Source organism: Staphylococcus sp. HMSC065D05 (assembly GCF_001813195.1).
Lineage (GTDB): Bacteria > Bacillota > Bacilli > Staphylococcales > Staphylococcaceae > Staphylococcus > Staphylococcus epidermidis.
The window spans coordinates 52,603-62,431 of record NZ_KV811722.1 but is presented as its reverse complement, the minus strand read 5'-3'; the positions used below and the strand labels follow the sequence as shown (position 1 = coordinate 62,431).

At 31.3% G+C, this 9,829-nt stretch carries 11 protein-coding genes; 5 read left to right on the top strand and 6 right to left on the bottom strand.

What is annotated here, in order from left to right:
- Positions 1–479: 479 nt before the first annotated feature.
- A complete protein-coding gene (gene nhaC, locus HMPREF2897_RS01270; protein WP_046044431.1) occupies positions 480–1,877 on the bottom strand; it encodes a Na+/H+ antiporter NhaC in 1,398 nt (465 codons plus the stop codon).
- Positions 1,878–1,941: 64 nt separating this feature from the next.
- Positions 1,942–3,012 carry an NAD/NADP-dependent octopine/nopaline dehydrogenase family protein gene (locus HMPREF2897_RS01265; protein ID WP_046044432.1) on the bottom strand — a complete coding sequence of 357 codons (1,071 nt, stop codon included), beginning with the start codon at positions 3,010–3,012 and terminating at the stop codon, positions 1,942–1,944.
- A 379-nt stretch (positions 3,013–3,391) separates the two neighbouring features.
- On the opposite strand from HMPREF2897_RS01265, the gene HMPREF2897_RS01260 reads away from it, so the two are divergent.
- The 5 genes from HMPREF2897_RS01260 to HMPREF2897_RS01240 all read left to right on the top strand — a co-directional run bounded on the left by HMPREF2897_RS01260 (position 3,392) and on the right by HMPREF2897_RS01240 (position 6,514).
- Entirely contained in the window at positions 3,392–3,886 is a 495-nt protein-coding gene (locus HMPREF2897_RS01260) for a DUF4870 domain-containing protein (RefSeq protein ID WP_002457976.1), read from the top strand.
- Between the two features lie 321 nt (positions 3,887–4,207).
- Positions 4,208–4,681 carry a CHAP domain-containing protein gene (locus HMPREF2897_RS01255; RefSeq protein WP_046044433.1) on the top strand — a complete coding sequence of 158 codons (474 nt, stop codon included), beginning with the start codon at positions 4,208–4,210 and terminating at the stop codon, positions 4,679–4,681.
- Between the two features lie 152 nt (positions 4,682–4,833).
- Positions 4,834–5,160 carry a DMT family transporter gene (locus HMPREF2897_RS01250; protein WP_001830041.1) on the top strand — a complete coding sequence of 109 codons (327 nt, stop codon included), beginning with the start codon at positions 4,834–4,836 and terminating at the stop codon, positions 5,158–5,160.
- A gap of 5 nt (positions 5,161–5,165) precedes the next feature.
- Positions 5,166–5,483, top strand: coding sequence for a DMT family transporter (locus tag HMPREF2897_RS01245; protein WP_002447282.1), 318 nt, complete (start codon positions 5,166–5,168; stop codon positions 5,481–5,483).
- 77 nt (positions 5,484–5,560) lie between these two features.
- Positions 5,561–6,514, top strand: coding sequence for a 2-hydroxyacid dehydrogenase family protein (locus HMPREF2897_RS01240; protein WP_046044434.1), 954 nt, complete (start codon positions 5,561–5,563; stop codon positions 6,512–6,514).
- Between the two features lie 140 nt (positions 6,515–6,654).
- Here HMPREF2897_RS01240 and HMPREF2897_RS01235 read toward each other — a convergent pair whose 3' ends face one another.
- The 4 genes from HMPREF2897_RS01235 to HMPREF2897_RS01220 all read right to left on the bottom strand — a co-directional run bounded on the left by HMPREF2897_RS01235 (position 6,655) and on the right by HMPREF2897_RS01220 (position 9,827).
- Positions 6,655–7,779: an FAD-dependent monooxygenase gene (locus tag HMPREF2897_RS01235; protein WP_046044435.1), complete on the bottom strand. Its 1,125-nt coding sequence runs from the start codon at positions 7,777–7,779 to the stop codon at positions 6,655–6,657.
- 378 nt (positions 7,780–8,157) lie between these two features.
- The gene (locus tag HMPREF2897_RS01230; RefSeq protein ID WP_046044436.1) at positions 8,158–8,934 is read right to left on the bottom strand and encodes an N-acetylglucosaminidase; all 777 of its coding nucleotides are present in this window, start codon (positions 8,932–8,934) and stop codon (positions 8,158–8,160) included.
- 21 nt (positions 8,935–8,955) lie between these two features.
- Entirely contained in the window at positions 8,956–9,231 is a 276-nt protein-coding gene (locus HMPREF2897_RS01225) for a hypothetical protein (protein WP_002447277.1), read from the bottom strand.
- A gap of 125 nt (positions 9,232–9,356) precedes the next feature.
- The gene (locus tag HMPREF2897_RS01220) at positions 9,357–9,827 is read right to left on the bottom strand and encodes a helical membrane plugin domain-containing protein (RefSeq protein ID WP_002457980.1); all 471 of its coding nucleotides are present in this window, start codon (positions 9,825–9,827) and stop codon (positions 9,357–9,359) included.
- Positions 9,828–9,829 lie beyond the last annotated feature (2 nt).

Below are 9,829 nucleotides of genomic sequence, written 5' to 3'. Positions count from 1 at the left end.
AGCCAAGCTGCTTCATATAATTATATTCACTAATCATATATAAAACTTGTATAACATAGTCAAATACCTGAGACAATGATAATCAATGTCTCAGGTATTTTTTAGCAGTATTTTACCAACTTATACAGTGTAGAGCCATTGTCTTTATATAAAATTAAAGTAATACATCAACACTCTATGATTATAGATATTAAAAAATTGAGATTAAAACGTATTAATAAACGCTTTAACCTCAATTACAACTTTTAACAAATTCAATTGTTGTGGTAGTTTTCTCAATAATTATGCCATTTCAAAAATAGTGTCAAAAGAATTCGTCGTGTACTGTCATGCATTTATTTCGCTACAAGACAAATACATGATATGTACATAAAGGATATTAACAAACTTGAAACGACTTATGATACTATAGCTACAATTCATATCGTAAGTTAATGTTTCAACTATTATTTACATTCCACTTACGATAATATTTAAACTTATTTTCTACTTATTTTTTTAATTCCTATACCTGTAAAGCCATAAATTATTGCAATGAAGGCACATAAGTAACATGGGATTGCCCATATAAAGAACTGATCAACTGAAACATTAAGTTGTTGTGCATAATATATACCAGATGTGCCCCATGGAATGAGTGGCAATACCATTGTACTTGAATCTTCAAGTGTACGCGATAACACTGCCTTTGAGACATTCATCTTTTCGAACATATCTTTCATAAGTACGCCTACCATAATAATAACTATTGAAGCAACTCCTGCTGCAAATACTAGCATAATACTACAAACTACAGTTATTAATACTAGTGTTCCAACTGACTTTACTCCTTTAGCTATTGTCTCTAAAATTACGTCTAAACAACCTGCCTTTTCAACAATACCAGCAAAAGCATAACCACAAAATATAGTTACAATGATTTGAGTCATGCTCATCATACCACCCTGCTCTATCAACGTTTTGGCATTATCTGAAATATGAGACTGGTGTAGCATCGTATGATTAAATCCATCAAAACAAGCTTTAAAACCATCTTTCATATTAAATTGATGATTAAATGTTCCAATAACCAATGCACTAATACTAGAGATAAGCATTGACGGTACTGTAGAGATTCTAAATATTAAACATAAAATGATGATAATAAGTGGGATCCACACCCAAAAATTCAAGTTATAAATTGTTGATAATTCTTTTAATAGATTTTGAATTTGTTGTGTATTTGCATCTCCCTTAAATTGTAATCCAACAATAAACCATATAGCCAACCCTATTATAGATGCAGGGATTGTTGTCCACATCATCGATTTAATATGAGCAAAAATATTAACTTTAGTTACGAGAGCTGCCAAATTTGTAGTATCAGATAATGGAGACATTTTATCACCAAAAACAGCCCCTGCAATAATGGCACCAGCAGCCATACCTGCTGGCACACCTAATTGATTAGCAATTGATATGAGTGCAATGCCTGCTGTTGATGCTGATCCCCAAGCTGTTCCTGTAGCAATTGAAGTCATTGCACTGATTATAAATGCAGATACTAATAAATAACTTGGGTTTAAAAATTTAAGTCCATAGTAAATTAACGCTGGAACTGTTCCAGAATACATCCAACTTCCTACAATGATTCCAACAGCTAAAATAATAAAGAGGGCTGGCATCGCCGTGCTCAATCGATGAGTAATCCCTTCTTCTAAATCCTTCCATTTTAACCCCACTCTATGTGCAATCAATGCTGCATAAGCTGAAGAAATTAATAATAGTACTTGTATCGGAACATCAAAGAAAACAAAACCGATTACCACAACGACAACCATAACTAAAATAGTTGAAATAGATTCTAAAAATGTAGGATATCTATACTTTTGAGTCATACTTTTGCTCCCTTCAGTATGATTTGAAACAAAACCTCTTTTCTTAAATTTTAATTGCTAAACATTACTCTAATCCTAATTTATCTAAGCCTAATTCCTCGATAGTGAGGCCTTCTTCAAAGAAATCGCGTTCAAGAATTGTTGAAGCTATCATAATAACAGCATCGATATTAGGTGTCGGGACATCAATGACACGTCCTAAACTAGACCATAGTACTAATCCATATGCAATATCTTCAGTTAAATAACGATTTTCAACATGATTCGGTCCTGGAATTTGAGAAAACACAGGGCTAGTATTAAAAAGACGATTTAACGGTTCATCCTCATCTTTACGTTCCAAATAACCTCTTTGAATCCTTGATTCTTTGGCAGTCGATAATTCAAAACCTAATTTTCTCCCTAAATTTAAACGTTCTATCTCAATAGCATGTAATAATCTCACAGTATGCTTTGTTATGCCTTCTTTATATAAAGAAAACTCATCTGAGTAATCAATACGTCCAACGTTCAATAATGTTGGTCCAGGATGTACTTCTGGGTTACCATTTTCAAGATTCGTTTTAAGTAAACTTTCTTCTTTCACAAGATAATCGTAAATTTTAGATACCTTTTCATAACTTTCATTTAACTCACTACGATCAAATGTTGAAAAGAACACACGGCGAACATTTAAAGATAAATCTACTTTAGCATTGTTAAAATCAACACGTGTACCATATGTTAATGTATTTGCTTCTGCAAAATGTGGATGTACATCAATATGACGATCTTCTAATACATTCATAAATCGTATTGAGCCCATTGAAGCAGCAATGTTAAAGAAAATGAGATGGTCGTTCGTCACAAATTTTGACATCACTTTAGCATAATATTCAATGAATGATGAAGGAATAATAACTTGGACGATGTCTGCACCATCTAAAACGTACTCCATATCATCACTAATATCAGTAAACTCTACAAACTTCTCTTCTCCCTCATTATTAAAATCAAAACCACCTTTTTCTAGGGCCGCATCAAATTTACTAATAGATTCATTACGACAATATAATCGTACATCATGCCCTTTATCTACCATATCCACTGCAGCAGTTACTGCACCATTACCTGAACCTACAATAGCTATTTTCATTTTTTTACCTCTTTTCACTAATTTTTATGATTATACTACAATAAGTCACTATAATATTTTGTATTCTTACCATAAAAAAGGAGTGGTTCTCAATTCAAACATAATCTGATTGAACGATGTGCCTCTCCACATGTATGTAATGATTAAAATATGTACTAGAACTGCATTATAATATGAAATTTTATCGTTTACTTTACTATTATATATAACGCTTAAAATTTTATTAATAACAACAGTACTATATAACCAAATTATCTATATTTCAAACGACTTCGTCAATCGATATAAAGACCAAATTTAACATTTAATAAATAATTAATTATTGATACAATTATAGTTATATTAAGTAAATTTTTTACAAATGGAGGCAAAACCTATTATGGACAAAGAAACGAATTACAATGAATTAGAATCTAAGAATGTGTCTAATCAAGCTTCAACAGACAATTTATCGAATGACAATACAATACACCACCAATCAACTATTCAAAATGAGGAAAGTCAAGATAATCGTTTAATGGCAATGTTAATTTATTTATTAAGTTTATTTACTGGTATCATTGGTCCTTTGATTATTTGGTTACTCAAACGTAAAGAGTCTCGACTTGTTGATGTATCTGGGAAAACGTATCTGAACTATTTTATTTCTTATACTATCTATTCAACAGTAGGCGTGATATGTATGTTTATGATTGTTCCTTTAATGAATATAAGTGAAAGTTTAGCCATCTTATTATTAATTTTGCTGCTGGTGGTAGTCTTCATCTTATTGGCATTGTTAATAATGTCATTTGTGTGTACAATTATTGCTTGCGTAAAATATATGTCTGGCAAAACTTACACTATCCCACTCACGATACCGTTTATAAAATAAGTTACATTATTACAGATTCATTGTAATAAAACACTTGAAATTATTTACATTATGACCCTTCAAATCTTGATTTGAAGCACATTAACAATATAAATTGAGTTCGTAATCTTGGTTATCTTTTATTACATAGATAATCAAGGTTTTTTTATTTTGTTTACGAATAAGTAACAATCCCCATATTTTCAATTAAATCTGTTAAAGTATTCAGTGTTGTTAAGAACAACTACATGTACACATGAATGAGTAAACATGTTAATAACTTTTTAAATCAATTTGCAGTACATCTAATAAATAATACAATTTTTGGAGGCGTTAAATATTATGAAAAAAATCAAAACAATCTCGACATTGGTAGCTGGACTTGGTATAGCATTCCTAGGTCACACAACACATGCAGATGCGGCTGAAAATAATAATCAACAACAAAGTACATATAACTATAGTACAACTGATGTATCATTTTCTAAATCAGGAAATTTATATACTTCTGGCCAATGTACTTGGTATGTTTACGATAAAACTGGTGGAAAAATCGGATCAACATGGGGGAATGCAAATAGCTGGGCAACTGCAGCTCAAGCAGCAGGATTCACTGTAAATAATACACCTGAAGAAGGTGCAATTATGCAATCATCTGAAGGTGCTTTCGGACACGTTGCTTTCGTTGAAAGTGTCAATAATGATGGTTCAATTACTGTATCAGAAATGAACTATGATGGTGGTCCATTCGCTATAAGCACACGAACAATCTCTGCCAATGAAGCAAGTTCATATAATTACATCCACCTAAACTAATCAGTATTTAAACTAATAAAATTGCTCCAATCTATTCTTATGTAAGAATAGATTGGATTTTTTATTTAATAGGAATGTTTGTGAGAAGCCATTGCCTCGAAGTTACTAATTTGAGAAAATGGTTCTATTACTTTAATAGGAGGAATAAAAGAATGCAATGGCTTAAAGTTATATTAGCCGGTTTTATTGAAATCATCTGGGTCACCGGACTTGATCAAGCGCATTCATTGTTTACATGGATATTCACCCTCTTTTTTATTGCTTTAAGCTTTTTTCTAGTCATTGATGCTTCGAAGCACTTACCAGTTGGTACAGTATATGCATTTTTTGTTGGAATCGGTGCTGTTGGTACAGTGTTAGTTGATATGATTTTCTTCAACCAACCATTTACTTTCACTAAAATATTTTTAATAATGACCCTTATTTTAGGAATAATAGGATTAAAACTTACAACTGATGCAACGAAAGAAGGGAGATAAAAAGTATGGCTTGGTTATTTCTAATGATAGCCGGAAGTTTTGAAATTTTGGGTGTTGTTCTTTTAAACGAGCTATCACGTACAAAGAATAAAATTTATGTCATTTTTTTAGGATTAGCATTTATATTAAGCTTTAGTACGTTAAAATTTGCAATGGTATCTATTCCTATGGGGACTGCCTACGCTATATGGACAGGAATTGGTACAGCTGGTGGTACATTGATTGGAATGATTTTTTATGGAGAGTCTACACGTATAAGTAGAATTTTATGTATTTTATTAATCATCATTTCAGTTGTTGGATTACGTTTAATAAGTTATTAATATCAATCATTAAGGTTTAATGATTGTTTGCGCTTTCTTATTTTACTATACTATTCATAAAAGAAGGAGTGATGGTTATGACAAAAGTTTATATTGCAGGCGCAATACCTGAAGTGGGACTTAACTTATTGAAAGAACATTTTGAGGTAGACATGTATGATGGCGAGGGGCTTATTGATAAAGAAACCTTAAAAAAAGGGGTAGAACATGCAGATGCATTAGTAAGTTTACTATCAACTTCTGTTGATAAAGATATTATTGATAGTGCTAATAACCTTAAAATTATAGCGAATTATGGTGCAGGTTTTAATAATATTGATGTCGAATATGCAAGACAACAAAATATAGATGTTACAAATACACCACACGCTTCGACAAATGCTACTGCTGATTTAACAATCGGCTTAATTTTATCAGTAGCGCGTAGAATTGTAGAAGGAGATCATTTATCCAGAACAACAGGTTTTGATGGTTGGGCACCCTTATTCTTCCGAGGTAGAGAGGTATCAGGAAAAACTATTGGTATTATAGGTTTAGGTGAAATTGGAGGTGCAGTGGCTAAACGCGCACGTGCATTTGATATGGATGTACTTTACACTGGTCCTCATCGTAAAGAGGAAAAAGAGCGAGATATCGGTGCGAAATATGTAGATTTAGATACTTTACTTAAAAATGCAGATTTTATTACAATCAATGCGGCATATAATCCATCACTGCATCATATGATTGATACTGAACAATTTAAGAAAATGAAATCTACTGCCTATCTAATTAATGCAGGACGTGGTCCAATAGTAAATGAACATGCTTTAGTTGAAGCACTTGATAATAAAGCTATTGAAGGTGCTGCATTGGATGTATATGAATTTGAGCCAGAAATTACCGATGCATTAAAATCATTTAAAAACGTTGTGCTTACACCTCACATTGGTAATGCAACATTTGAAGCTAGAGATATGATGGCTAAAATTGTTGCGAATGATACAATAAAAAAATTAAATGGTGACGAACCTCAGTTTATTGTCAATTAACTGATGCATTCAACAACATAAACACAAAAAGAGCTATGAAGATATTGAGTTGAGTCTCTATCTTCATAGCTCTTTATTTATTAAAATTACTGCATTTTTAATATTTAACTTTATCATTTAACAATATATGTCATCATATATTACTTTTCTTTGGATTTGTATAAAAATTTTGTTTGAGCTGATGCCAAAGCATTTGGTATCAATTTCATCGCGGTATTTCTAAGTTTAACAGTTAATTTATGATGCTTTTGAGCCATTTTACCTATCTTTTTCGAACGTCTAATCACTTTTGCGGTATGTTTAACTCTAAGTTTATCGTAACGCTCAATCGCTTTATTAAAATCATATTTTTCTAAACAATTAACTAATACAATTGCATCTTCCATAGCTTGACTAGCACCTTGTCCCATATTAGGCGTAGTGGCATGCGCAGCATCGCCCATTAAAATAGTACGTCCATAAACGAATGTCTTCAGCGGTTTTAAATCATATATGTCATGAAGTAATATACCTGTTTCACTTTGCTTTTCTAACACTTTTCTCACTTCATCTGGAAAGTGATTAAAATATGCTTGAAGATGGGGTTTTCCAAAAGATTGATATTTTGGATCTCCTTCTTTAGCATGAACAGAAATAAACCAATAAGCACGTTGATTAATTAATGGGACTATACCTACTCGCCCTTTAACACCCCAATATTCATTCGCAACATGTTGGTCATTAAATTGTACATCTTCAACCATTCCTCTAAAACATGTGTAACCATTGTAACGAATTTTAGTTCGCGCACCTACAGACTCTCTTACTACAGAATGTATCCCATCAGCACCAATACACAAATCAAATGATTCACTTTCCTGTTTGATAAAATGTAGGGTAACCTTACAACTCGTTTGTTCAATTTTAGTAACTTTAAAGCCTGTGTGAATAGATGATTCTTTGACATATGACTGTATGATTTCAATTAAAGTTTGTCTAGATAATGCGACATTTAGGGAATGAGTCTTCAACTTAGCGCTCATTAATGGGGTGCCTTGCTCATCATAAATATTCATTGCAGTAAGATTTTGACCAGCATTTTTAATGCCTTTAGCAAGGTCATGATGCCCTAATTTTTTTAAAACATTATCTCCTATCCCAATACCAGCGCTCAATTCGTTTATAGAATTATTTTTTTCAAACACTTTAACTTGATGACCTTGTTCTTCTAATAACGCAGCAGCAGTTAAACCACCTATACCTGCGCCTACTATTGCTATTTTCATGTTTTACACCTCAAATTTATCATTCTTTATTATTTTAGCACACACACACATGTTGAAAAGCAAACCCTTCTATTTTAATTGTCAATTAATACAATTCTCTTGTTAAAAATAATGAATATATCTATTCGTTCTATCGTTAATGCTCAATTTAAATTTTCACTCTATTGAAAAAAATATTTAAATATTCTACATGGATATATGCTTCCGAATATTCTTTTAAAGCTAAAAAACCTGAGACATCTTTTATTGTCCCAAGTTTTTTATCATATAGCTAATCATTGGCAAAGTTAAAACTATTCTGTTTGAAGCTTTTCATATATAAATTGCCCAAATAGAATGAAACACTTAGTTGATTGCTCAATCATTCTCTAATTTTATTTATTTGTAATATTTTTTTCTTATATGATCTTTTTTTATTCCATATTTATCATAGTATTTCTCCATTAAATCAGCTATATTATTAGCCCACTGAATATCACTAGCATATTGATGTTGGCCTGGATTTTGTGGATTCCACCGCATTTGATATAAGTTCAATTGATTATTTTTAAAGTAATGGAATCTCACAAACCACGCGCCGCCCATTATCGCTTTTTCAGGAGTGGTCCACTTCTTCTGTTTAGCAAAACTTTTACCAGTCTTTACAGCATCTTCGTCAAAAGCACCAATACCAAAAAAGTTATAATAGTGATGGTCACCTTCTTTAATTCCATTTGATAAATCTGATTGACCATTTCCTGTCTCAACTAGTGCATGACTAATGAGATATAGGATATTCACTTCATATTTATCTTGGGCTTTAATAAACGTTGATCCCTTATTTTCTAAAATACCTTTTCCTTTTAAAATATGGTTAACTTCCTTCTCTGACATAGGTACTTTTTCTGATATATCCATGTACTTCAAATTGTTATCACTATGTTTTATTTGCATAGCTTTCTCTATATCTTGTTTGGAAGCATATATAAACTTACCATTAACTTCTTTAGTATGGATATTTCCTTCACTTGTTTGAAGTGACACCGCTTCTTTAAATGTATGTTTAACATCATTTTTAAAAAGGTTTGTATCAAATATAAGAAAAAGTATTGCTAAAATAGCGAGTATGCTAATTATGAACAATGTTGTCATACGAAGCCGAGTATTCTTTAACATTTCAACAAACTCCTAAAAATTTTAAGATAATACAAAATAGGCTACTACGATAGCAATCATCACTATAAAGAAAGAGACATTAATTGCAATTTTCATACCTGTACGGTGTCTGAACATAACATTAAAAATAACGAGACTAATTGTTAATGATACAACAAAAAATGCAATAGCTAACATGAGTTTTAGCATAATTAGACAAATGATTCCAATAACTAATAGTACATTAGATGTGATTGCTAGAGCTTTTAATACTTTAGGATTGATATGCGTCACTCCTTCTATGATTTTTAATAACATTATTAATCATACATGATTAGAAGAATAAATGTCGACTCATAATACGTTAAAAAGTTTTTATATCAAATGTACTAGAAATTTAAGGTATAGATGTTAGTTTAAAAGTGTATTAAACCGTAATAGATTTAGTTATTACTAGACATTCCTCTAAGCAGATTTAACATATAAGTCATACTACGATTGAGATCATCATCACGTAAAAATCCAACAAGACTTTTAATTGTTGTTTTGTCACCAGGTTTTGTTAGATTCGCAGCATGTATCCCTCTGTTTAAACGAGATAATAATTCACTTAAATCTTTAACATCTAATTCTCCTAGCAAAAAGACAAGTTGTGCCATATTTGTTAAAACGCCTGAATATATATCTTTATTCAATTCAACGGCAAATTTATTAATGATGACTTGTCTTGCTTTTAAACCACCATTTAATGCATCCAGAATTTTAGCTTCATCTAGTATACCAATTAAACGTATTGCTTTTAAAATACTATCTTTATTTTCTACAATTGCATCGATAACATCATTCAAACTTTCTTGTTTAATTTGCTCATATGATTTTTTTAAACGTTTAATTTCAGTAATTCTCTCTGCCATTA

Excerpts from the sequence above, each read along its gene's own strand:
- nhaC (WP_046044431.1), bottom strand. The coding sequence starts at position 1,877 with ATGACTCAAAAGTATAGATATCCTACATTTTTAGAATCTATTTCAACT.
- HMPREF2897_RS01265 (WP_046044432.1), bottom strand. The coding sequence starts at position 3,012 with ATGAAAATAGCTATTGTAGGTTCAGGTAATGGTGCAGTAACTGCTGCA.
- HMPREF2897_RS01260 (WP_002457976.1), top strand. The coding sequence starts at position 3,392 with ATGGACAAAGAAACGAATTACAATGAATTAGAATCTAAGAATGTGTCT.
- HMPREF2897_RS01255 (WP_046044433.1), top strand. The coding sequence starts at position 4,208 with ATGAAAAAAATCAAAACAATCTCGACATTGGTAGCTGGACTTGGTATA.
- HMPREF2897_RS01250 (WP_001830041.1), top strand. The coding sequence starts at position 4,834 with ATGCAATGGCTTAAAGTTATATTAGCCGGTTTTATTGAAATCATCTGG.
- HMPREF2897_RS01245 (WP_002447282.1), top strand. The coding sequence starts at position 5,166 with ATGGCTTGGTTATTTCTAATGATAGCCGGAAGTTTTGAAATTTTGGGT.
- HMPREF2897_RS01240 (WP_046044434.1), top strand. The coding sequence starts at position 5,561 with ATGACAAAAGTTTATATTGCAGGCGCAATACCTGAAGTGGGACTTAAC.
- HMPREF2897_RS01235 (WP_046044435.1), bottom strand. The coding sequence starts at position 7,779 with ATGAAAATAGCAATAGTAGGCGCAGGTATAGGTGGTTTAACTGCTGCT.
- HMPREF2897_RS01230 (WP_046044436.1), bottom strand. The coding sequence starts at position 8,934 with ATGTTAAAGAATACTCGGCTTCGTATGACAACATTGTTCATAATTAGC.
- HMPREF2897_RS01225 (WP_002447277.1), bottom strand. The coding sequence starts at position 9,231 with ATGTTATTAAAAATCATAGAAGGAGTGACGCATATCAATCCTAAAGTA.
- HMPREF2897_RS01220 (WP_002457980.1), bottom strand. The coding sequence starts at position 9,827 with ATGGCAGAGAGAATTACTGAAATTAAACGTTTAAAAAAATCATATGAG.